Origin of the sequence: Wolbachia endosymbiont (group A) of Urophora cardui (assembly GCF_964028435.1) — a bacterium.
In the GTDB taxonomy this organism is placed as follows: domain Bacteria; phylum Pseudomonadota; class Alphaproteobacteria; order Rickettsiales; family Anaplasmataceae; genus Wolbachia.
The window spans coordinates 1,039,181-1,061,388 of record NZ_OZ034774.1; the positions used below are offsets into that span (position 1 = coordinate 1,039,181).

General features: G+C 35.6%; 19 protein-coding genes and 1 tRNA gene. 9 read left to right on the plus strand and 11 right to left on the minus strand.

What is annotated here, in order from left to right:
- The first annotated feature begins 102 nt into the window (after positions 1-102).
- Positions 103-1,350 carry an IscS subfamily cysteine desulfurase gene (locus tag ABWU38_RS04920; protein WP_353272590.1) on the plus strand — a complete coding sequence of 416 codons (1,248 nt, stop codon included), beginning with the start codon at positions 103-105 and terminating at the stop codon, positions 1,348-1,350.
- Positions 1,351-2,177: 827 nt separating this feature from the next.
- Here the strand turns inward: ABWU38_RS04920 and ABWU38_RS04925 are convergent.
- On the minus strand, positions 2,178-3,155 hold the full coding sequence (locus tag ABWU38_RS04925) for an LD-carboxypeptidase (protein WP_253309636.1): 978 nt from the start codon (positions 3,153-3,155) through the stop codon (positions 2,178-2,180).
- Positions 3,155-3,772, minus strand: coding sequence for a lipoyl(octanoyl) transferase LipB (lipB, locus tag ABWU38_RS04930; RefSeq protein ID WP_253309637.1), 618 nt, complete (start codon positions 3,770-3,772; stop codon positions 3,155-3,157). The genes ABWU38_RS04925 and lipB overlap by 1 nt, the downstream gene beginning before the upstream one ends.
- Before the next feature lie 275 nt (positions 3,773-4,047).
- On the opposite strand from lipB, the gene ABWU38_RS04935 reads away from it, so the two are divergent.
- The 3 genes from ABWU38_RS04935 (at position 4,048) to ABWU38_RS04945 (ending at position 5,940) form a co-directional block, all read left to right on the plus strand.
- Positions 4,048-4,281 carry a DUF6290 family protein gene (locus tag ABWU38_RS04935; protein WP_010081986.1) on the plus strand — a complete coding sequence of 78 codons (234 nt, stop codon included), beginning with the start codon at positions 4,048-4,050 and terminating at the stop codon, positions 4,279-4,281.
- Positions 4,278-4,520 carry a type II toxin-antitoxin system RelE family toxin gene (locus ABWU38_RS04940; protein WP_264688493.1) on the plus strand — a complete coding sequence of 81 codons (243 nt, stop codon included), beginning with the start codon at positions 4,278-4,280 and terminating at the stop codon, positions 4,518-4,520. Before ABWU38_RS04935 ends, ABWU38_RS04940 begins: the two co-directional genes overlap by 4 nt.
- 235 nt (positions 4,521-4,755) lie before the next feature.
- A complete protein-coding gene (locus ABWU38_RS04945; RefSeq protein ID WP_353272591.1) occupies positions 4,756-5,940 on the plus strand; it encodes a phage portal protein in 1,185 nt (394 codons plus the stop codon).
- Positions 5,941-6,242: 302 nt separating this feature from the next.
- Here the strand turns inward: ABWU38_RS04945 and ABWU38_RS04950 are convergent, their stop codons facing one another.
- From ABWU38_RS04950 to murJ, 4 genes are all read right to left on the minus strand, one after another.
- The gene (locus tag ABWU38_RS04950; protein ID WP_353272592.1) at positions 6,243-6,917 is read right to left on the minus strand and encodes a hypothetical protein; all 675 of its coding nucleotides are present in this window, start codon (positions 6,915-6,917) and stop codon (positions 6,243-6,245) included.
- A 97-nt stretch (positions 6,918-7,014) separates the two neighbouring features.
- On the minus strand, positions 7,015-9,567 hold the full coding sequence (locus ABWU38_RS04955) for an AsmA-like C-terminal region-containing protein (protein ID WP_353272593.1): 2,553 nt from the start codon (positions 9,565-9,567) through the stop codon (positions 7,015-7,017).
- A complete protein-coding gene (locus ABWU38_RS04960) occupies positions 9,564-9,704 on the minus strand; it encodes a hypothetical protein (RefSeq protein WP_353272594.1) in 141 nt (46 codons plus the stop codon). Before ABWU38_RS04960 ends, ABWU38_RS04955 begins: the two co-directional genes overlap by 4 nt.
- A 124-nt stretch (positions 9,705-9,828) precedes the next feature.
- A complete protein-coding gene (gene murJ, locus ABWU38_RS04965) occupies positions 9,829-11,325 on the minus strand; it encodes a murein biosynthesis integral membrane protein MurJ (RefSeq protein ID WP_353272595.1) in 1,497 nt (498 codons plus the stop codon).
- A 150-nt stretch (positions 11,326-11,475) separates the two neighbouring features.
- On the opposite strand from murJ, the gene ABWU38_RS04970 reads away from it, so the two are divergent.
- Both ABWU38_RS04970 and ABWU38_RS04975 read left to right on the plus strand, forming a co-directional pair.
- Positions 11,476-11,551, plus strand: a tRNA-His gene (locus ABWU38_RS04970).
- A 65-nt stretch (positions 11,552-11,616) separates the two neighbouring features.
- Positions 11,617-12,048, plus strand: a complete 432-nt coding sequence (locus ABWU38_RS04975) for a hypothetical protein (protein ID WP_253309643.1) — start codon at positions 11,617-11,619, stop codon at positions 12,046-12,048.
- A gap of 274 nt (positions 12,049-12,322) precedes the next feature.
- Here ABWU38_RS04975 and ABWU38_RS04980 read toward each other — a convergent pair whose 3' ends face one another.
- The 5 genes from ABWU38_RS04980 to ABWU38_RS05000 all read right to left on the minus strand — a co-directional run bounded on the left by ABWU38_RS04980 (position 12,323) and on the right by ABWU38_RS05000 (position 19,894).
- Positions 12,323-15,010, minus strand: a complete 2,688-nt coding sequence (locus ABWU38_RS04980) for a hypothetical protein (RefSeq protein ID WP_353272596.1) — start codon at positions 15,008-15,010, stop codon at positions 12,323-12,325.
- Between the two features lie 119 nt (positions 15,011-15,129).
- Positions 15,130-16,464, minus strand: coding sequence for an alanine/glycine:cation symporter family protein (locus tag ABWU38_RS04985; RefSeq protein ID WP_353272597.1), 1,335 nt, complete (start codon positions 16,462-16,464; stop codon positions 15,130-15,132).
- 254 nt (positions 16,465-16,718) lie between these two features.
- Complete coding sequence (locus tag ABWU38_RS04990) at positions 16,719-17,222, minus strand: protein-disulfide reductase DsbD domain-containing protein (protein ID WP_253309646.1); 504 nt, start codon at positions 17,220-17,222, stop codon at positions 16,719-16,721.
- A gap of 631 nt (positions 17,223-17,853) precedes the next feature.
- Positions 17,854-19,503, minus strand: a complete 1,650-nt coding sequence (groL, locus tag ABWU38_RS04995) for a chaperonin GroEL (RefSeq protein WP_264688251.1) — start codon at positions 19,501-19,503, stop codon at positions 17,854-17,856.
- Positions 19,504-19,603: 100 nt separating this feature from the next.
- Positions 19,604-19,894: a co-chaperone GroES gene (locus ABWU38_RS05000; protein WP_410542155.1), complete on the minus strand. Its 291-nt coding sequence runs from the start codon at positions 19,892-19,894 to the stop codon at positions 19,604-19,606.
- A 173-nt stretch (positions 19,895-20,067) separates the two neighbouring features.
- Between ABWU38_RS05000 and ABWU38_RS05005 the strand changes: the two genes are divergently transcribed.
- The 3 genes from ABWU38_RS05005 (at position 20,068) to ABWU38_RS05015 (ending at position 22,193) form a co-directional block, all read left to right on the plus strand.
- Complete coding sequence (locus tag ABWU38_RS05005; RefSeq protein WP_253309649.1) at positions 20,068-20,874, plus strand: YgfZ/GcvT domain-containing protein; 807 nt, start codon at positions 20,068-20,070, stop codon at positions 20,872-20,874.
- Positions 20,875-21,023: 149 nt separating this feature from the next.
- A complete protein-coding gene (gene dut, locus ABWU38_RS05010) occupies positions 21,024-21,485 on the plus strand; it encodes a dUTP diphosphatase (RefSeq protein ID WP_264688252.1) in 462 nt (153 codons plus the stop codon).
- A gap of 78 nt (positions 21,486-21,563) precedes the next feature.
- Entirely contained in the window at positions 21,564-22,193 is a 630-nt protein-coding gene (locus tag ABWU38_RS05015) for a hypothetical protein (RefSeq protein WP_264688253.1), read from the plus strand.
- The last annotated feature ends 15 nt before the right edge of the window (positions 22,194-22,208 follow it).

A 22,208-nucleotide genomic window follows, 5' to 3' on the forward strand; every position in this document is an offset into this window, starting at 1 on the left:
CATCCCTTTGGTGACAATGTTTGTTGATGCAAGATTATACCTTGAAAAAATTAAGTTTTAGTGCTATTAAATAGTTGTAAATTTTGTCCCTGTGGTAGCTTTATGAATATTGAAAGTAAGAAAATACATGATACTAAAATAAAATTACCAATATTTCTTGATTATCAATCTACTACTAAAGTGGATCCCCGTGTTTTGGAGGTAATGATACCTTATTTTGGTGAGTTCAGTAATGCACACTCTCGCAGCCATTCATTTGGTTGGACTGCTGAAGAAGCAGTGGAAAAAGCAAGGAAACACATCGCTGATCTGGTGAACGCAGATAGCAAAGAAATTATCTTTACCTCAGGTGCAACTGAGTCAAATAATACAGCAATCAAGGGCATTGCTCACTTTTACAAAAATAAAGGAAATCATATAATAACTGTCTGCACGGAGCATAAGTGTGTTCTGGATTCTTGTCGGCATCTGGAAAATGAAGGCTTTAAAGTTACATATTTGCCTGTTAAGCAAAACGGAATTATAGATTTATCAAAGCTTGAGGAAGCAATTACTGATAAAACAATCCTGGTTTCAGTGATGATGGTAAATAATGAAATCGGAGTAATTCAGCCTGTAAAGGAGATTGGTAAAATATGCAGAAAGCATAATATATTTTTCCATACAGATGCAGCTCAAAGCTTTGGAAAAGTTCCAATTGATGTTAATGAGATGTGCATTGATCTTATGAGTCTCTCTAGCCACAAAATTTATGGACCTATGGGAATAGGCGCATTATATGTCCGTAGAAAGAATCCTCGTATTAGGCTGATACCATTGATTAGTGGTGGTGGACAAGAAAGAGGTATGCGTTCTGGAACAGTTCCAACACCTCTTGCAGTTGGTTTTGGTGAAGCGGCACGTATCGCTAAAGAAGAAATGGAAACAGAAGCAAGCAAATTGGAAGGACTGAGAGATATTTTGTACAATAAGATAAAAGAAGCATTTCCTGATATCGTTTTAAATGGTGATTATGAAAATAGAATTCCTGGCAACCTAAACTTGAGCTTTCCCTATGTTGAGGGTGAGTCTCTCATCATGGCAATCAAGGATTTAGCAGTAAGTTCTGGTTCTGCGTGCACGTCTGCGTCTCTTGAGCCTTCCTATGTCATACGGTCGCTAAATAATGGCCACGACCTTGAGCATTCATCAATTAGATTTGGCCTAGGCCGATTTACAACTAAAGAAGAAGTTTTGTACGCAGCAGATCTTGTTGCTAAAAATATTGGCCGACTGAGAGAAATGAGCCCACTTTGGGAGATGGTACAAGAAGGAGTAGATTTGAACACCGTGAAATGGGACTTTCATTAAGTATATCCATTCAGCCAGTCCAACTGCAAATGCACTTTGAAATTACTCTGTAACCATTCACACTTAATTCTGCAATTCTTTGATCTCACTCATAGCTGTACGAACATTCGTTTTTGAAGGTAAATTGCACAGCAAATGGTGTCATCCCATTGCCCAGACACTGGGATCCAGAAATTTTGCTTATAACTGAGCTGATGAGCTAAAGGTAGTTGTCTTACGCTAAAACAAACGTTTTTAATTAAGTTGCATAGAAGCTGGATCCCAGTGTCTGGGCACTGGGATGACACCCATAAGTGTTGAAAGTGCAATCACACAAGGTGATTAATGGTATGTAAATCTCCTCTTGATATCAACCTTCGTTGTTGGGAAAGCAGATAAACCACGTCGAAAATTCGCTTAAACCTTCTAACCACAGGCAAAAAGGCGCTTTTTTAATTTATTTTATTACCATTGAAATTTATGCCGTTAACCACCTTATATAATGCCACTTATAGCACTTTCAACACTTATGGATGACACCCCACTGGTGGCCCAAACTACAACGTTCGTACAGTTGTTAGCGCCGCGGCAGTATGACGGTTAAGTACGTGTTAGCGGGATCTAGAGATACCGCGAATGAATCGCGGTATGACGGTTAAGTACGTGTTAGCGGCTAAGAGATACCGCGGCGGCATGACGGTTCGCGGCGGTATAATAACTCGTCATCCCGCTACGTGTTAGCGGGATCTAGAGATACCGCGAATGAATCGCGGTATGACGGTTAAGTACGTGTTAGCGGCTAAGAGATACCGTGGCGGCATGACGTAGAGCTCGCATTAGCTATAAGATTAGCTAACATTCTGCACATCCATAAAAAACAAACCTTCTTTTTCGTCTTGAACGCTAATAATAGCGTGAGTGTTAAGAGGTAAAGGGTCATTTGTATGTCCATGGCCTACCCCTTTCATTGTAAATACAGGAAAGTTAACACTTTTTGCAAGCCTTTCTTTTACAACTTCAACAAGATTATCATTATAACAGTTAACGAAATCCCCAAAGATTACTGCATGCACTCCATCAAAAATGTGAGCTTGTTTTAGGTGATCTAAACTGCGCTCTATTGCGTATGGGTAAACTCTTATGTCCTCTAAAAATAGAATTTTACCTTTCGCATTTATTTGCCAAGCGGTTCCTATACTATTTTCAACTAAAGTCATATTACCACCGATGACTTTAGACTCTAATCTGCCATCTTTTAGTCTAATGCCATTGTTTATCATCTTTAGGTTATCAAATCTGATAGAATCCCGCTTGTTAAGAATTAACTCTTTCAATTTTTCAACAGAGCTTTCAGAAACGGAGCTATTTACTATCATTTCCAACATGGTGCCGTGAAGAGTTTGCCAATCATATTTAGCTTGTAGATAGATGTGCAAGGCAGTTATATCGCTATAGCCTATGAGGATTTTTTTGTTTTGAGCAATCCTTTCTTTTTTATCATTGGGTAACTTTTCTAGATAGGGAATTAACCGAGAAGCCCCTTCTCCTCCTCTGATACACCAAATTATTTTACTATCATTAGTTAGTGCACTAACCAAATCATTTGCTCTGAATTCATCAGAGTTGGAATAAAATGGATTGTCATTACTATATATTTTTTCCGAAATATGGGGATTAAAATCCGAAGCTTCTACATATTCTTTTATAGTAGTCAGATCTGATTCTTTTCCCTTGGAAGAAGGAGCAATAATATCAACTCGGTCGATTGCATGAATACCTGTGTTAGCACATAAAGTGAAAATAAAATATAAAAGGTAAATGATCATTAAAATATCTTATAAAACTCTTTTTTTAGTATATCATCCAATTCAGAGAGTGGAACTTTCACTCCTAGTTCTTCCATTGATGTGACGCCATAACCTTGCAGTCCACAAGGAATAATACCCTTATAGTGAGAGAGATCTGGAAAGACGTTAAGCGCTATGCCATGATAAGTTACCCATTTTCTTAAGCGAATACCAAAAGCTGCAATTTTTTTTTCTACTCCATTGTTATTCACCCAAACACCTATTCTATCCTCTTTAAATTCTCCAAGTATATTAAATTGCTTTAAAACATTTATTATCCACTTACTTAGGTCTCTAATATATAGCTTTATGTCACATTTATTTCTTTTTTTAAGGTTTAACATTAAATATATGATGCGCTGTCCTGGACCATGATATGTGTGTTTACCACCCCTTCCTGTTTTATATATAGGAAATAGTTTTTCAACAATATCATCATCTGTTGCACTGATTCCTGCAGTATAAAGTGGAGGGTGCTGGAGTAGCCATACCAATTCGTCTGCTGAATTATTGTAAATTTGTTGAATTTTTTCTTCCATAGATTTTACGGCACAGTTATAATCAATAAGCTGATTAGATATTAGCCATTCTGTCATGTTCAATTTCTTTTCTTTTTAGTATAGCAATGCATTCTTTTCCTGTCATCCAAGTGCCCTCTTCTTGTCATTCCAGTGTGTGACACTGAGCGCAGCCTTTCTTATTCCTAATATACTTAATACTAACTTCTGTGCTATTTCTCCTTAACAAACATAGTACATGACAAATGTTTAATTGTTTGTCAACACAGGTCCTCTTTACGTATAGGCAACTTTTTTTATTGAAAAATTCAGAAAAATGTTGTATAATTATTAGTAGATTTTAGGTAAAATATATGGCAAACTCAAAATTTAGCATAACTTTCAACAACGAAATTTCAGAGTGTCTTGCTGGACTAGCTAAAATAAGAAATAAGTCCATTAAAGAACTAACAGAGAAGCTAATACAAGAAGCAATTGAAAATGAGGAAGATAAAATACTAATTGAGCGTGCTGCTAAACGTAATGTTTCAGGTGTAAAGAAAATTAGAAGTGAGGATGTAGACTGGAATACAATATTATCTTCATAGAAAGCGTTCTTGAGAAAGACCTTCCAGCTCTTCCAAAAACAATAAGATTAAGGATCATAAATGCGATAAATAAGCGCCTTACAATTGATCCCATTAACCTTGGTGAGCCATTATATTACAGATTTAAAGGACAAAGAAGATTAAGGGTAGGTGATTATCGCGTTATCTATTCCGTAAATATTATAAAATATGAAGTGGTTATCACAGAGATAGGACACAGAAAAGATATTTATAAGTAAGTACATCATATAAACATTAAATATATTTTTACTCCTTCCTGATTCATTTTCTACCTTAGGTGGCTTCGCTCAGCTCAAAAAAAAAGCTCATTCTTTTTGCTACCCCTTATTGTGCCTGCCATTTAACTACTGTGTAGAGATTGCTCTCAAACATAATGTTCGTACGTTAGTATATCCTTCCTGTGACACCAATTGATATAATTCTACCACAAATTCAATTTTTTAGGAGGCACATATGAATTTCAACATTTTTCAAAGAAAGAAAAGCAGTGAATATTCTGCTTTGCAGCTAATGATGGAACCAAGTTGGAGTAAGCGTGATTATGTAAGTTTTGCTGAGGAAGGTTACATAAAAAATGTTATTGCCTTTCGAGCAATTAATATGATTGCAAGTGCTGCATCTTCGGTACCTTTTACTCTCTGCCAGCTTACTGAACAGGGAAAATCGCAACTAAAAGCCCATCCATTACTGAAATTACTTTATTCTCCTAATCCAATGACATCAAAATCGGAATTTATTGAGGGGATTGTAACTTATCGGTTAGTTAACGGCAATTCTTATATATTGATGGTTGAGTCGCAGAACAATAGAAAACCACCAACAGAGCTTTATCTTCTGCGCCCTGATAGGGTTGAAATTGTTCCAGGGAGAAATAACGTTCCTTATATCTATCGTTATACCATAAATAACAACGGTTATGACTTTAAAGTTGATAAACTAACCGGACGTTCAGCAGTGTTGCACCTAAAGACCTTTAACCCTTTGAATGATTGGTATGGATTATCACCAATTGAGGCAGCTGCATACAGTATAGATCAGCATAATCAGGCGGGTGCTTGGAATCAAGCGATGTTGCAAAATGGGGCAAGACCAAGTGGTGCAATAGTTGTGAAATCAGCGAAGGACGGGAGTGGTGGAAGTTTAAGTCAAGAGCAGTACCAACGCTTAAAAGAGCAAATAAATGATCATTATTCAGGTTCTGTCAATGCTGGAAGACCGATATTGCTTGAAGGAGGCTTGGAGTGGAAGGAAATGAGCTTATCACCAAGGGATATGGATTTTATTGAGTCCAAACACAGTTCAGCTCGTGATATTGCCCTGGCTTTTGGCGTCCCACCGCAGTTGCTTGGCATACCAGGTGATAACACTTATAGCAATTTAGTCGAAGCACGCTTATCCCTCTGGGAACAGAAGGTTTTACCAACGCTAGAAAATATTATCTGTCACCTGAATTCTTGGCTAACACCAAAATTTGGCGAGGATCTGTGCTTGTCGTACGACAAAGATGCAATAGAAATTCTCATGGAAAAGAGGCAAAAGTTGTGGAAATACGTAGAAAACGCAAGCTTTATGACACTCAATGAAAAAAGGGAAGCATTTGGCTTGCCACCACTGCCAGGTGGTGATGAGTTAGGTTAAGTTTGATCCGTTCAGTTGTGCGGCTAAAAGACAACTTAAAAGAGTTTAAGTTTTTGCTTTGTACTTTGTAAAATATTAAAAAAATCAGCCAAATTACACCATATTTAGTCTATTTTATCCTATAGTTTTGGGTTTACCGAGGGTTCGTCATTCTGCTACATGTTAGCGCCGCGGCGGTGTGACGTAGGGTTGCACTAGCTATAGCAACTTTGTCTGCGCAACCATTTTCTACCGCACCATTGAACAGATATGCTTGAAGATATCCGTTCAGATGAGTTTATTGTCTCCTAAACCGTACACGCCTAACAAGCTACCGCTAGAGCTTGTGAAAAATTCTCTATTTTTATTCCCTTTAATTTACTGGATAAGTTGTCTACAAACAAATCTGATTTAGTGCAGATCTGCTCTATTTTTTTAGGAGATAAAGAGGAATCTAATTGATTCGCTATACCAGACACTCCATTTAAAACTACTCCAGCACCATATGGTACATATGACACAGTATATATAGCACCTGACGTAAAATCTAGTAAGTTCTGAGAAGAAGTGGTAATTTTATACCCTACTGTGTTTTTATCTTCTCCTTTGCATTTTTTAAGCACTTTTGATGCACCATGAGGAATATAAGATATACCAGCTATACCATATGAAGCCCCATTTAAGGCGTACGATACAACTACCGTTGTTGCTGATAGCGCTTTAGCTCCATATTTTGCAGTATAAAGCAATGGCTTAAGGGCATAAGAAATAGTTTTACCTTGTGATTCAGATTCAAGCAACGAATTTAGTTCTTCTTGTGTTGCTGCACATTCAAAAAATTCTTTCTCATCAATTTCTGCAAGATCAATCTCTTCAAAACCCTCATCAATATCTACAGGAATCACTGTTTCTTTTATAGGGCTAACTTCTACATCACTTCCAATAACACTTGAATTATTAGAATTTTTGCCAAAAAGATTCGAAAACATACTAAACATTTTTTTTTACCTACAACTTAACGCTCATATCAATATATTAACCTAATATTAACCAGGTGTCAAGCACATATGACTCTTATAAACAGATGTTAGTAAATTAACTATTCCTCTTGCCAACCAGAGCGATGAAGATTTGGTCTACATCAAAACTCATCTTAGGACGCCAAATAGGGCCATCCAAATGCATATCGATATAGATTGGATTACTATAGTTTGGTGGTATGAAAAAGAACCTGAATATAGAAGCTAAAGCGAAGTTAGATAAGGTTAAATTAGAAGAGATCGACCCTGATGCTTGATCAATCCCGAATTGTAAACTAGTTGAACATATACCACTCTTAATACTTGCTTTTCCGCTAATATTTTCAAAAAATGTACTGCCATTATATATATCAACATAAGCAAATGTGGAAATTTCAGACTTATTCTTACTGCTTAACAAATTAGCGATAAATGAATTGAAATCTACATTAGTAACTTCTATTCCCTGTGCTTGTAAGTTTACATCTCCTGATAAGCTATTAGCCCAATCATGAAAACTTTTTCCTTGAGTTTTGATTGCACCACTTAAGCTTATCTGACCATTTACATTGTCAATTCCTATAACCTTACCAATCTTTTTAGTGTCCAAATTTACAATAGAAAATCTTGTATTCATTGAGTCTGATCTTAAATAACCCTGAAAAAACACTTGCCCGTGTTCTAATACGTAACTTGCCTGCCTGATAGTGATAACGTTGTTTCTCATTACCGCATCCAAATTAAAATCTTTCAAAACATTCTGCTCGGTTTTAAATTCTGCAGTATTGATTTGCACATTTGCATCAAAGCCTTCTTTGTCATCCAAAAAATCAAGCTGCTTTGTTGACCATTGAATTTGATCTATCTCATTTCTTGAATTTCTTTTTACCTCTACTAAATTTGGTAATTTAAAGATATTTCCATTAAATTTATTGCCCGTAAGGTTCACATCTAATAAAGGTTTGGCGTATTTTTGATCTACTAATATTTTTGCATTACCGGTAATATCGAAATCTTCTCCAGATAGTTTTATTTTATCTGCAACTAGCTTACCTTTTTCCATTTTCAGCAAAAAATCCAAATTTTTAATTTTCGTATCATTCAATGTAAGGTTATTAACACTGGCCTTTATATTTGCATCATACTGAAAATTTTTCAGCCGTTGCATTTTAGATAAACTGCTAAATAATGAATGATCATATTTATCTGCATCAAGATTATGCATGCTAAATTTACCATCAATCACACTGCGTTTTTTTGTGTGGCTTACTCTAATTGACCCTTGCAAGGATTCCTTATTATTTAGCAGTCTAATGTCTGAGATAGATAATATTCTTGGTGCAAGGTGCAGTTTAGAACTTAGTGTAAATTGATTTTTCTGGTTTTCTTTCATCTTTATAGAAGGAAAAAAACATGAAATGAATGACTCAAAATCATTTCCTTCTACTAACAAATCACCGTTGAATTCAGATAGGACATTATTGTTTGAGATCTCTCCTGATAAGTAAGATATATTATTGATTCCAGGAAATTTAAGAAGCGTATTAACTTTTACTTTGCCATCAGTGGATTTTAGTACAGCACGGAAATTGTCCAATATTTTGTTTTGATATTGAATGTTAGAAGCTTCCATATTAAAATTTAAGCTCAAGTTCTTTGGCACAACTGCTCTAAAACATTCCAGAAGGTCTTTTATATTCGTTGTTTTTTGTGAATTGTCTTGTATGGAATCTAAGTCAACTTTACTGAAGCTAATATTAAAATTAGTGTGATCGCTTTTTCTATCATTTTGTATTGTACCGCTGGCTTGCATGCTTTTGGAATCAATTTTTAAGTCAGTTGCCGTAAACTCACTTTCATTAAGACTTATATTGGATGATATCTTGATATTTTCGCTAGGAATAACACAAGAGAGAAAGCTAAGATTAATGATTTTTGCTAAATCACCCACAGAACCGGAACTGTTATTAATTGTTAATGTTAAATTACCCTGGAGTTCTTCTTGATTTCTATTACCTGTAAATAGCAAATTTACAAAATTTGATTCAACACTAATGTGTACATTCTTTTTTGTGATATCAACCTTTCCTGAAAAATCGTAATTATTATCACCTACCTTTACTTTACCGGAGAATTGCCTATTTTTTTTTACAGCAACTTCCTTTATATTAACAATGCTGCTATAATTAGCGAAATCATTCTTAAAACTTACTTGGCTGTCTTTTATTACTATATCGACTGTGTTACCACTGGCTTTTGTATTTATAATATTAATTAAATTTTCTTTATTGCTTTTCATGCCAAACAATGTGATTGACTTTGGTTGCAACGAGAATAAAAGCAACGATAGGAACGATGGCCTTATTTCAATTTTTCTTACACTAATTAAATCTGATAGCTTTTGCTCTTTATTTTCGTTGTATTGTATATATACATTATGAATAGTGAGCTTTGGAGTAATGAGTGAAACTTCAACTTTCCCTCCAATATGCACTTTAGCATCATACGTTCTCTCCAACTCTTTTATGATATATTTCCTGTAGCCACTCCAATCCTTAAAAGTTGCAGCAACGTGCATGAGAATTAATAGCAGCGAGATTGATAATATGGCGTATATTGAGAGCTTCATAATATGCCTCTTAATTGCAATGGAGTTACTCTATTTCCTACCTTTGTCATCTCAATGTCTATCTTTGTCATCCCAGCACCCACTCCTGTCATCCCAGTGCTTGACACTGGGATCCATCTTATTTTCATCATGGGCATTATTTCAGCGTATGCTCCTAGAATCTGTTGTCTATTGCATAATTTGCAAATATTTTTATATCTGGATCCCAGTGTCAAGCACTGGGATGACACCGTTTGCTGTTCCTTTAGCAAAAGATCTAGTTTATACATATTTCAAATTATTCAAATTTCCTCTAAACATTAAATAGAGAATACCAAAATAAACAATAACACTCAAAGCTATTAAAGTCGTTAAATAAACAATACGAGCCAATATTTTATCAAAAAATAATCCTGCCAACAAAGAATTAAAAATATAAAGGGCTATTGACATGACTACCGTTGCTACAAAAATTTTCATGATATTTAACAATAACGCTTGGCTAACCTTATATATTTTATTTATTGTTAAATAACTAATTAATAGAATGGAGTTTATCCAAGTGGAAACGGAAGTAGCGATAGCAATCCCCGTGTGCTGATACTCGTTCATTAACAAAAGGTTTAGCACTACATTAATTCCAAGGCACATTAGTGAGAACATAGTTGGTATTTTTAGATTGCCTTTAGCAAAAAACGTGGGTAGCAATACTTTATTTATAATAAATGCAGGTAAAGAAAGAGAAAATGCTATTAACGTGGGAGCAGTTTGCTGCACTGCATAATGATCAAACCGGCCGTAAGAAAAAAGCGTAAGTAAAATTATGTCGGGAATAATAATAAAGGCAGCAGTTGTTGGCATAATTAACATTAATCCTATGTTGAGAGCCTTGTTCTGTATTTTGACTATATTTTCAGTATTATTTACCTGTTTTGAAATTAAAGGAAGAAGCACTGTACCGATTGCAGTACCGATTATTCCCTGCGGTAGTTGATTTAGTCTATCGGCATAATATATATAGGACACCGCATTTGGTATAAAACTCGCCATGATTGTGTCAATCCATACACTTATTTGAGTTACACAATTGTTGATAATTGCAGGTATCATACGCTTAAAAAACAACCTTACTTCATTGCTTAATTCAAGGCTAAAAGAAAAAGCTGCCTTTAACTTGTATGCACTAAATAGTATCAAAAGTAGCTGGAAAATTCCTCCTATAAGGACAGCTATAGAAAGGTTGTGCGCTGGAGTTTTTATGTAAAGCACAAACAAACTGATGATTAAACAGAGATTCAAAACGATTGGTGCAATAGCTGTTGAAGCAAAATGCTGCTTTACTTGCAGCATTCCACCAATAAGTGATGCAATTGAAACAAAGATTATGTAGGGCATCATAATTCTTGATAAAGTAACAGTAAGGGTAAACTTACTTTGGTCAAATCCAGGAGCAAAAATTTGAATCATATAAGGGGAGAAAGTTTGCATGATAAGGCAAAAAATTACTAAGATAATAAACGTAATGGATATTACACTACTTGCAAAATTAAATGCCTTTTTATCATCGTGTGATTCTATTGAATATAACGGTATAAAGGACGTGGTAAATGCTCCCTCTGCAAAAAATGCGCGAAATAGATTGGCAAAACGAAACGAAGAAAAAAATATGTCTGCAAGAGAGTTTGCACCAATAACCGTAGCAATCAATACATCTCTTATTAACCCTGAGATCCTTGAAATAGCCGTAAAAAAACTAAATGTGAAAATACTTTTAAACATACCACTACTTCATTAGTATCAATACAATTAACTATAATAGTAAAAGTATCAATGAAAATATTTATTGGCTAAACTTAAAACCCTCTACAAAAGGAGAGTTAAATAATCAATTGACTATTTGCGCTCGTATGTTAGATATTTTATATCTTGGCGGGCGTAGCTCAGTTGGTAGAGTGTCAGTTTGTGGTACTGAATGTCGCCAGTTCGATCCTGGTCGCTCGCCCCACTAAAATTTTCTGCTTTACAGAAATATGAACAAATGGTAATATATCAATTAATTAGGGAGGTTGTATGGATAAAGGAGATTTAATACTTTTAGGTGTAGCATCAGTAATAGGTGCACTTACAGGTTTGGGATTGAGTTTCACAGCTTTGTCACCTTTGGTTATAGGTGGAATTATTGCTGACGTTCCTGTAATATTATTGACTGCATGTGATATATGCGAAGGAGAATGCTCCAAGAAAGATCTTTTCAATATGGCCGTTTTATGCGTTGCAAGCGCTGCAATTGGAGTTGGCCTTGCTGCAGCCGCAACTGCTATTTTTCCTGGTGCAATGCTTGGAATGGGCTCTGCAGCTTTAACAGGTGCGGCAATAGGAGCCATAGCGCCAATTGCAGGGATATTTGCAATCATAGCTACATCATTTGCTGCTAAAAAAGTGAATGAATATATTATTTCTCCTATAGTTGAGTGTTTTTCTTCAAAAGGGAAGGGGTGCTAATCACTTTAAACCAATTAAGTAAGGTTTCTGCTTTCTGTTATTCTAGTGTGCAGCATATAGCTGTACGAACATTTGTTTGCAAAGGCAGTGTGTTAAGTGTTATAGCCGGTTTTGCCTCAAACACAAAGGCAGTGCCTGGACTCTTGCTTCAATGTTAAACAAAATACCATAGAATTCAAAATGCAAAAAGAAATGTTCAACATTGTATCAGAATGGTGCTATATTGGGCCTTAACTTGACGCGTATGCTTTTTTGAACATTCCCTAACCTCAATTTATATTGAAATACCTTTATTGGTATCTTTTTCTTGTTGTGACTCAGCAATACGTTTAGTCCAATCCAGTGGCCTTTTATTTCTGTTACCTAATGCAATTCTATTGCGATCATAACTATCAGTGTGTTCCGTTAAAGTATCTTTTCTTTCTTCTTCTATTACTCCTATTTTCAGTTGTGCTTCATCTTTCTCTAGTAATTTATATAGATTACTATTTTTATCTACAATTGAATTAGTGTCATTGTTTTCTTGTTCTGCCACTGTTTTTATGTCTGTTGAACTGTCTTTTAACAATCCTGCTGCTAATAAATGTTCTTTGGTTTGTTCACTAATTCCTTTTTGATCCACCGGTTTTAGTGGGAACTTCTGAGTTTCTTTATCCAACTTACTGATAAATTCCGTAAGTAGAGTGTCATCTCTTTGTTCAACATTCATTAGGCTCGCTTTTAACTGTCCAGGATTTACTTGAGATTGTCCATGATTGGCATGAGTTGGAGATGAATAGCCCGAATCGTTTGTTTTTGCATCTGTTGAACTGTCTTTTAGCAACCCATCTTCTTTATCTTGTGACAGTTTATCAGTAGGATCAACTTGCCTTAATCCTCTATTATCTTGCTGTGATCTATCTCTGATTTCTTTAAGAAGATTTTCAGGTGGAGTTTGGTCACTTTGTTCAATGTTCTCTAAGCTCCTCTTTGGCTGCTCAGGATCTACTTGAGGTTGAGCATGAATTTGAGGTGAATAGCCCGAATCGTTTGTTTTTACATCTGTTGAACTGTCTTTTAGCAATCCTGCTGCTAATAAATGTTCTTTGGTTTGTTCACTAATTCCTTTTTGATCCACCGGTTTTAGTGGGAACTTCTGAGTTTCTTTATCCAACTTACTGGTAAATTCCGTAAGTAGAGTGTCATCTCTTTGTTCAACATTCATTAGGCTCGCTTTTAACTGTCCAGGATTTACTTGAGATTGTCCATGATTGGCATGAGTTGGAGATGAATAGCCCGAATCGTTTGTTTTTACATCTGTTGAACTGTCTTTTAGCAACCCATCTTCTTTATCTTGTGACAGTTTATCAGTAGGATCAACTTGCCTTAATCCTCTATTATCTTGCTGTGATCTATCTCTGATTTCTTTAAGAAGATTTTCAGGTGGAGTTTGGTCACTTTGTTCAATGTTCTCTAAGCTCCTCTTTGGCTGCTCAGGATCTACTTGAGGTTGAGCATGAATTTGAGGTGAATAGCCCGAGTCACTTTTGCTATTGGGTTTTGGAACAGAAAGTGGCTGTTTACTTTCTTCCCACTCAGCATCACTGGCACCACGGTTATCACTGTCATGTTCATGTATATTTGAATAAGGCAAGTAAGGAACTTTGTCCTTTAATGTTTCTAATATAGAAGACGTTGATTCATTTTTCCTGCCTCCTTCCATTGATGCTCCGCTACCATCAACAACACCAGTGCGCCGTAAGCTGTTTCTCTTGAAATTTCTGATGTCTTGTAATAGATCGCCTTTGCTATTTCCTTCTTGTTGCTGGGTTTTAGGTTGTTGCTGATTATTAGGTGTTTGCTCACTTCTATCTGGTTTTTGGCTTCCAGGTACAGCATGTCCAAATGTAGGATTGTCATACCGTTCATCTTTTTGCCTATTATCTTGATTGTGGCTTACAGACTTGGTGAAAGTAGAACTGTCCGAAGGATCAGAAGTTGCACCTTTTTGCTGATTATTAGGTGTTTGCTCACTTCTATCTGGTTTTTGGCTTCCACTCCCTTGCTCATTGAAAACATCTTTTTCAGGTGTAGTTCTAAGTGGTGGCAGCGAAGGGGTCTGAGACCCAATTTCTCGATTCATATGAGTAGCTTGGTGTTTTTGAACAGGTTTTTTGACCTCTTGCTCAATATCTCTACTGTTACTTTTTATTGCGATTTCAGATGATTTGTTAAGGGCTTGATTGTCTTTTCCGTCATGTTGCACCTCATTCACTTTTCCTTTTTCCCTGAATTTTATTTCATGCAAGAATAAACCACCTATTTTTACATCTTGATTCGCTTCTAACCGTTCTAGAGAAAAATCATCACCTTTAACAAGGTCTACACCGTTAGCATCAATCTTAATTTTGATCTTGCATTCTTCCCCTTTCGCATACCATTTCAGAGTCATCTCATATGAACCATCGGTTACGACATAATGTCTTATTTTTTTCCCTCCTTCCTCGGCAACAAAACCATGCATTCCGCTCTTTCCATCACTATGCAACGTTGAAAATCCCGAGATTCCATTCTTCTGACAAAAATCACTGTTTAAAAATTCGCTGATTTTGAACTCTTTCTTGTTATCCTCCAGTGTAATACTGGCATGATTACCGTATATTGAAACTTTTTTATCTTCAACATCATCATTAATGTTATTAGCACTAGTAATATATTTATTCAACTCTTCTTTAGCTTTATCTTCAAGCTCTTGTCTAGCTGTCTTGTTGCATTCCTGACGAATAACTCCACATGCTTTATTTTTGTTTTCATCTTCGTCCCAATTCCAGTCGGCGTGTTCTGTTAAAAACTTTACTGTGTTAAAATCAACTCTAACATTATAAATTAGGTCGTCTTCCTTTTTTATTTCATCAAATAAAGGAAAAAATTCTTGAACGCGCTCATTATAAATGTGTTTTTGTTGTATATTGTTAGTATTCATATACCCCTCACTAATAACCCTCTGCCTTTAGTTCTAGCTAATACTAGCTAATATAATTATCACGAGCATTGGTTGAATTTTTATTAAGGAAGGTTGTGTTGTTACTCAGATGGCAACTTTTAGTTGGCGCCTAATTTTAAATATCTGTTGCTCACAGTAAACACTTCTGGATCTTGAGAAGTTAGCTTGAGTATAGCGAGTATGTTGATAAATAACAAAGCAGCAATCGAGATATCAGCGACATCCCATAGCAATCGGACTTTACCTATTGCACCAAGCGGAATGATCATGGTAAAAATTACAATCCAGATTTTAGTGTATTTATTATCCATAGACACATAGCGTATTGTCTGTTTTGAGCAAAAAAACCAAGTAAAAATAGTAGTAAAGGCAAAACAAAACATTATGGCCATAATTAAATAGTCAATATAGGGCCAATTCATAGCTTTTTTAAAAGCAAATATGCACATGTTAGTACTCTCTAAATCAGTGACCCAAGAATCTGTGACAAGCAGTACCATTGTTGTAATAAACACTATAAATGCAACTATAAAAGGCGATATTATTGTAATTAGACTCTGCTCAATAATAAATTTATTATTATTTTTCTTAGGAACAATTGAAGAATGTACGATTCCTTCGAGGCCAAGCCCTATATCTGTTGCAAAAATACCTCGCAAAGTTCCGACTTGAATAATAGTCAACATTTCTAAAATCAAACCTAGAGATAAACCAGAGTTAAAGCTACTAGCTGTCAAAAAATTGCTTGTTATTAATTTTAGAGAAGGAGGGATATTTTCACTAAACTTAAATAATATGATACCGCAAAGTGTGAGGTAACTTACCGTCATTATCGGTATCATAGCCGATATAAAAATTTTAATTTTTTTTAAGCTGAGAACTGCAACAACAAAAAATATTATGGCCATTACAATGCCACCAATGACTACAGGCACATCTATCATGTTAAGTGGTATTGATAGAGAATTTACCTGAACAAGGTTACCAGCTGTTATTGAAACCATCATCATAACAACCAGAAACACAATTGTAGCTTTTCTAGAATTAAATGCATCAGCCATATAGGCTACAGGGCCACCTATAAACCGTCCGTTCTTTTCCTTTCTGGTTTTTATACTTAGATAACAAGTGACATATTTTATCACAGAAGTGATAACAATAATTATTGCCATCCATAAAATAGAGCCCGGTCCTCCGGTTTTTAGAGCAACAGCAGTTCCTGAAATGTTTCCTACTCCTAAATTTCCCCCTAAGATTGTAAACAGGGCGGCTATAGAAGAAAATTTATTTTCCCCTCTTTTAACTCCAATGAGTGAAAGGGCGTACGGCAATCTAAATATCTGTAGCCATTTTAGTTTAACCGATAGGTAAACACCAGCAACTAGCATGAGTAATATTGTTGGCAGTAATAAAACAAACTTTACTGTATCCATCTGTAAAAGTGAGATTTTTATTTAAGTATACAACAAAAATTGAGAATACCTAACCTATTTTCTATGTATGACTTCGTTTCCGTCATTCTAGAAACCTTTTCTTGTCATCCCAGTGCGTGACACTGGGATCTAAATTTTTTATGCGAAACCATTATGTTTATATACTTGTAGGCCCAAGTTCCTCACATAGTGAACAAAAAAGTAAATGAGATTCCAGTGTCACGCACTGGAATGACACCTACCCCATGAGAACCCTATTTTTCATACCACTCATTTATAAGTTTATTGATATCAGAATCTATAAAATCCTTTAGTGGTTGCCTGGTTTTTATCTCAACATTTTTAGGGATGCACCTATCTTTACATATCGCATAATTTATATGGAAGTTAAGGTCAATATACCCTTGATTTGAAAACACATTCATCTTAAAGGGAAATAATACCATATCCTTATATACGTTACTGATAAATATCTCTCTTCCTACTTTATCTCTATGTTCCTTTGGAGTAGGCCAGTAAATATCTATGTTTAATGTGTTACCCTTACAATCAAAAGAAGTGGGAAGACCGAAATCTCCAGGATCTTTATAATATATGTGCCAGCCTGGTTCTACTGTAACCTTTATTGCACCTTTAAGAGTGAGGTTTGCTTCATTTATCTCGCCAATAAGTAAATCAAATTTTGCAATTTCCTCGTCAGCATATAGTTGGGTGCAAGAAAAAAATAAAAACAATATTAAATATATATGTATTTTCATTGAGGCAAATTTCTCCTTTTATAGAGAAAGTGATTTAGATTTTAAGTGTTATATTTAATAGCATTATATAGATTATTTATTAATATAGCATTATTCTAATATATACAACTGTAATATAAATGGGTGAAAAGAATAAGTCATTGTGGAAAACACATATAGCTAAACTGACTTAGATTTACCGACAATTTGAAAAACAAAAATTCGTCATTCCGCTACTTGTTAGCGGAATCTATGCCGAGATACCGCGAATGAATCACGGTATGACGTAGGATTGCTGTCGTCCTGCTACGTGTTAGCGGATGAGATACCACGAATGAATCGCGGTATGACGGTTCGCGGCAGCATGACAATAAGCTCGTCATTCCGCTACGTGTTAGCGGGATCTATGCCAAGAGATACCGTGAATGAATCGCGGTATGACGTGTTGCTTGGGTCAGCTATAGTATAAATATACTAGGGATTATAGTTTTCTTATGCTGCCTTTTTGTTATTAGACAACCACAATATAAAGGGGTGAAACGGATGCAAACAGTAGTGCCTTTCTGCACCAAACGTATTACCTTTAACGAATAGTAAAATGTGAGATTTTTTGGAACTACCGTGGAGCAATTGCTCCACGGTTTCACTCTACTTAGAATCCACCCATGCCACCCATTTCTCCTGCGCCCATAGGAGATGAAGCATTTTCTTTGCTTGGTACATCAACTATCATAGATTCAGTAGTAATCAGCACACTCGCAACAGATATCGCTGTTTCAAAAGCAATACGCACCACTTTTGCTGGATCAATCACACCAGCTGTAAATGCATTAGCGTAATTCATAGCCTCAACGTTGTATATAAGCTCTTTATCATTCTGCTTAATCAAATAGTCAATGATAACAGCAGATTCAAGACCAGCATTTTTAACTAACCTTCTAATTGGAGCACTGAGAACTTTCTTAATAATGTTTATGCCTATTTGCTCTTCGTCACTTGCACCTTTTAATTTGTCGAGAACAGATGAAGCATAAAGAAGTGCAACTCCACCACCTGGAACTATGCCTTCTTCAATTGCAGCTCTTGTTGCATGAAGCGCATCTTCAACTCTATCTCTACGTTCTTTAACTTCCACTTCAGTTGCTCCACCAACTTTTAGCACAGCAACACCACCTGATAATTTCGCTAAACGTTCTCTTAGCTTTTCTTTATCATAATCAGAAGTTGAAGTTTCAATTTGAGATTTGATCTGCTCGATTCTAGCTTTCACACTGTCAGAATCGCTATTTTCGCTGACAACTGTGGTATTATCTTTAGTAATTTTAACATTTTTAGCAGTACCAAGATCATCAAGTGTCAGATCTTCCATCTTGATTCCAAGTTCATCTTTTATGACGTACTTAGCACCAGTCAAAGTTGCTATATCTTCGAGCATTTCCTTTCTTCTGTCACCAAAACCTGGAGCTTTTACTGCAGCAACTTTTAAACCACCACGCAATTTATTGATAACTAAAGTGCTTAATGCTTCACCTTCGATATCCTCTGCAATAATAACTAAAGGTTTACCAGATTTAACAACAGCTTCAAGAATAGGAAGTAAAGGTTGAATAATATTTAATTTTTTCTCTGTAATTAATAGATAAGGATTATCAAGCTCCACGATCATTTTTTCATTATTTGTAATAAAATACGGAGAAAGATAACCGCGATCAAATTGCATGCCAGTAGTCAGCTCAACTTCTAACTCTTTTGAACCTTTACTCTCTTCAACAGTTATTACACCCTCTTTTCCAACTTTTTTCACGGAATCAGCGATACTGTTACCTATATCCTTATCACCATTTGCAGAGATTATCGCAACTTGCGCTACTTCATCCATTTTCTCTAGAGAAATTGTACGAGACATTGATGCAATTTCCTTTAATATTACATCTTTTGCCTTCTGTATTCCGTTTTTAATACCAACACGATCGTTTCCAGCAGCAATTGATTTTGAAGCTTCCATGATCATGCTGCTAGTTAATATTGAGCACGTTGTTGTACCATCACCAACTTTGTCGTTACATTGAGAACAACTTTGGGCAAAGATGCTTGCTATTGCAGCATTTAGTGGTTTTTCAGGCTTGATACCCTTCATCACCTTATAACCATCTTTTGTAATTTCTGGTGCTCCATAGGGCTTATTAATCCCTACTGTTTTTCCTCTAGGTCCCGCAGTTATTGCTACCGTTGAATCCACTATTGCTGCGACTTCACGAAAGGCTTCTTGTAACTGCTCACCTGATACTACTACATTAGTCATTTTTATCACCTCTTGTTAATAAAAAATTTAGAAAACTATAATAAAACCATTTACAATGCGCCATGTTGCGCTTTGTTTCAATTTAGTAAAATAAAGACTGCTATTTAATGACAGCAAGTACATCGGACTCTTTCATCACGATAAGCTTTTCATCATTATGTTCTATTTCTGTACCAGCCCATTGACGATAGAACACTTTATCACCAGCCTTTACAGTTAAAGCTATGCGTTCGCCATTTGAGTTGCGTGAACCTTCACCAGTTGCTACAATTTCACCTTTAGTAGGTTTCTTTTCAGCACTTGATGGAAGCATAATTCCACCCTGCTTTTCCTCGCTAATAGGCTTGATCAGCACGCTATCATCCAATACATTTAAACTTATACTTGACATTTGCTTTTCCTCTCAACAAATTAACCTATAACTCTATATATATACTCGTAAGTTAGATTTCAAGGGCTGGAGCTTGTAAAATATGCACACCATATAAAATATGCACGCCAAAAGCAGTTTCTAAAAGAGCCTAATGTTATATAATAAAATTTAGGTTTATTTATAGAGATTTCATGAGTTATATACCATTCTTAAGTCGTGGTGTGATAGTGCTATATGGGCCTGACACTAGAGATTTTCTGCAGGGCATTATAACCAATGATATTAATAAGCTAGATAGCCAAAAAGCTATTTACTCTTTATTGCTTAGCCCTCAGGGAAAATACCTATATGATTTTTTTCTTATTGAATATGGTAGATATATTTTCTTAGAGTGCGAAAATGTGCACTTACAGCAAATAATCGAGAAACTAGATTTACTTAAAACTTATTTGAGAGTGAAAATTAAAGACATTAGTGCACTATATAAGGTTGGAGTTTTGTTTGATACTAAGTTGGCGGAGTGTAGTAGTAAGTCACAAGTTATTTTTCAAGATCCAAGGCACAAGCTGCTAGGAATGAGGATCATACATAAAGATGAAATAAAAGAACCGGTTGGAGATTTTATTCAGTATGAAAAAGTTAGAATTAAAAACCTTGTCCCAGATGGAGCAAAAGATATGGTACAAAATTCATCGTTCCCATTGCAATATTTAATCGATAAGGCAAACGGTATAAGCTTTAATAAGGGGTGTTACGTAGGTCAGGAAGTCGTAAATCGAATGAGCAGACAAGAAATATTCAGAAGAAAACTTTATCTTGTTGAGGGGGATAACGCACTTCCAGATATTGGCACTAAAGTGACAAATGAAAATAATGAGGAAATAGGGGAACTGCGCTCTAGTGTAGACAACATTGGACTTGCATTGCTTAATACTCAAAAAAGTCATGCAAATTTATATGTCGATGGGGTTAAGTGCGTTAAGACGTTGTATAATTAAAGTCTTAAGGTAGCGCATATAGAAACGAAAAACTTATTTTATGGCCTAGCGTCACGCACTAGAATGACATCATTTACGATGTAACATTTATTACTTTTGCAGATACAATTTACATGCTATAATTGAATCTTCATAGTTGGTAAATTGGAGTGCAAAGAAGTAAAATTAAAGTAGAAATAAAGAGATTATCACACGGAGAAGACTTGTCTCTTCCATGTTATGCAACTACGCAGAGTGCTGGTATGGATCTTTATGCTGCATTGAATGACTCTGCTGTTTTAAATCCACTTGAGAGATTACTTGTTCCAACTGGAATTGTGATTGCAATACCAAACGGTTTTGAGGGGCAAATCCGCCCACGTTCTGGTCTTGCTGCAAAACATGGAATCACTGTCTTAAATTCTCCGGGCACTATAGACTCTGATTATCGAGGTGAGGTGAAGATTTGCCTAATTAATCTAAGTAATCAGTCGTATGAGATAAAAAGAGGAGATAGAATTGCACAAATCCTTATTTCTCCTGTATCTCAGGTAATTTGGGATGACAGAGAAGAATTCTGCACAGAAGAAACCGGTCGCAATGCAGGGGGCTTTGGCTCAAGTGGCAGGTAATTTGCGAAAAAGCTTGACTATGACAGTTCTTTTATATACAATTTAAGCATATTAATATTTTATTAAATGAGGTCGTTTATGCTAACTTTCAAAAATCATCGAGGTCAGTTCCACAAAACAAACACTGCACTTGTTGCACTTACTTCTTTGTATGTCATAGGCGCAGCAGTAGCACTTTCAGCACCATATTGGGTGTCTTCAACTTCCATGCTAGCTCCACTTGCAGCTTTTGCAGCTACACCACTTGGAATGGGTGTTTTAGCATTTGTTGCTGTTGCACTGATTTGTTTAGCAGTATATGCCATCAGCAAAAATAACGAAATATCTGAGTTGAAAGCTCCGAAGATTGTTGTTGATGATAAACAAGCAGCATTGCTAGTAACAAAAGAGGTGTATGAGGAAATAAAAAAGAATAACCAAGTTAAAGATGAAAAAGATAAGATGAAAGGTAAATGTTATATAGACTTCAGCTTAGAAGGCAAGAACTACCGTATTATTGTTGGGTCTTTCAGTTCAGCAGGCAATACTTTATTATTAAGTATAAGTTCACTAGAAGTGAAAAACAAAGAAGGTGAGTTCGAGGCAGTAAATAAAACAGAGTGGAATAAAACATTAGGTTTAGACAAAGATGATGCTAAAGAGGTTAACACTTATTTAGGCTCACTTATTGTTGAACAAGTTGCTTCTGAAGAAAAAGCAAAAAGCTAGACAGCTAAGTATAAA

What these genes read in the sequence shown, in the direction of transcription:
- ABWU38_RS04920 (WP_353272590.1), top strand. Translation starts at nt 103, where the DNA reads ATGAATATTGAAAGTAAGAAAATACATGATACTAAAATAAAATTACCA.
- ABWU38_RS04925 (WP_253309636.1), bottom strand. Translation starts at nt 3,155, where the DNA reads ATGATCATTTACCTTTTATATTTTATTTTCACTTTATGTGCTAACACA.
- lipB (WP_253309637.1), bottom strand. Translation starts at nt 3,772, where the DNA reads ATGACAGAATGGCTAATATCTAATCAGCTTATTGATTATAACTGTGCC.
- ABWU38_RS04935 (WP_010081986.1), top strand. Translation starts at nt 4,048, where the DNA reads ATGGCAAACTCAAAATTTAGCATAACTTTCAACAACGAAATTTCAGAG.
- ABWU38_RS04945 (WP_353272591.1), top strand. Translation starts at nt 4,756, where the DNA reads ATGAATTTCAACATTTTTCAAAGAAAGAAAAGCAGTGAATATTCTGCT.
- ABWU38_RS04950 (WP_353272592.1), bottom strand. Translation starts at nt 6,917, where the DNA reads ATGTTTAGTATGTTTTCGAATCTTTTTGGCAAAAATTCTAATAATTCA.
- ABWU38_RS04955 (WP_353272593.1), bottom strand. Translation starts at nt 9,567, where the DNA reads ATGAAGCTCTCAATATACGCCATATTATCAATCTCGCTGCTATTAATT.
- ABWU38_RS04960 (WP_353272594.1), bottom strand. Translation starts at nt 9,704, where the DNA reads ATGCCCATGATGAAAATAAGATGGATCCCAGTGTCAAGCACTGGGATG.
- murJ (WP_353272595.1), bottom strand. Translation starts at nt 11,325, where the DNA reads ATGTTTAAAAGTATTTTCACATTTAGTTTTTTTACGGCTATTTCAAGG.
- ABWU38_RS04975 (WP_253309643.1), top strand. Translation starts at nt 11,617, where the DNA reads ATGGATAAAGGAGATTTAATACTTTTAGGTGTAGCATCAGTAATAGGT.
- ABWU38_RS04980 (WP_353272596.1), bottom strand. Translation starts at nt 15,010, where the DNA reads ATGAATACTAACAATATACAACAAAAACACATTTATAATGAGCGCGTT.
- ABWU38_RS04985 (WP_353272597.1), bottom strand. Translation starts at nt 16,464, where the DNA reads ATGGATACAGTAAAGTTTGTTTTATTACTGCCAACAATATTACTCATG.
- ABWU38_RS04990 (WP_253309646.1), bottom strand. Translation starts at nt 17,222, where the DNA reads ATGAAAATACATATATATTTAATATTGTTTTTATTTTTTTCTTGCACC.
- groL (WP_264688251.1), bottom strand. Translation starts at nt 19,503, where the DNA reads ATGACTAATGTAGTAGTATCAGGTGAGCAGTTACAAGAAGCCTTTCGT.
- ABWU38_RS05000 (WP_410542155.1), bottom strand. Translation starts at nt 19,894, where the DNA reads ATGTCAAGTATAAGTTTAAATGTATTGGATGATAGCGTGCTGATCAAG.
- ABWU38_RS05005 (WP_253309649.1), top strand. Translation starts at nt 20,068, where the DNA reads ATGAGTTATATACCATTCTTAAGTCGTGGTGTGATAGTGCTATATGGG.
- ABWU38_RS05015 (WP_264688253.1), top strand. Translation starts at nt 21,564, where the DNA reads ATGCTAACTTTCAAAAATCATCGAGGTCAGTTCCACAAAACAAACACT.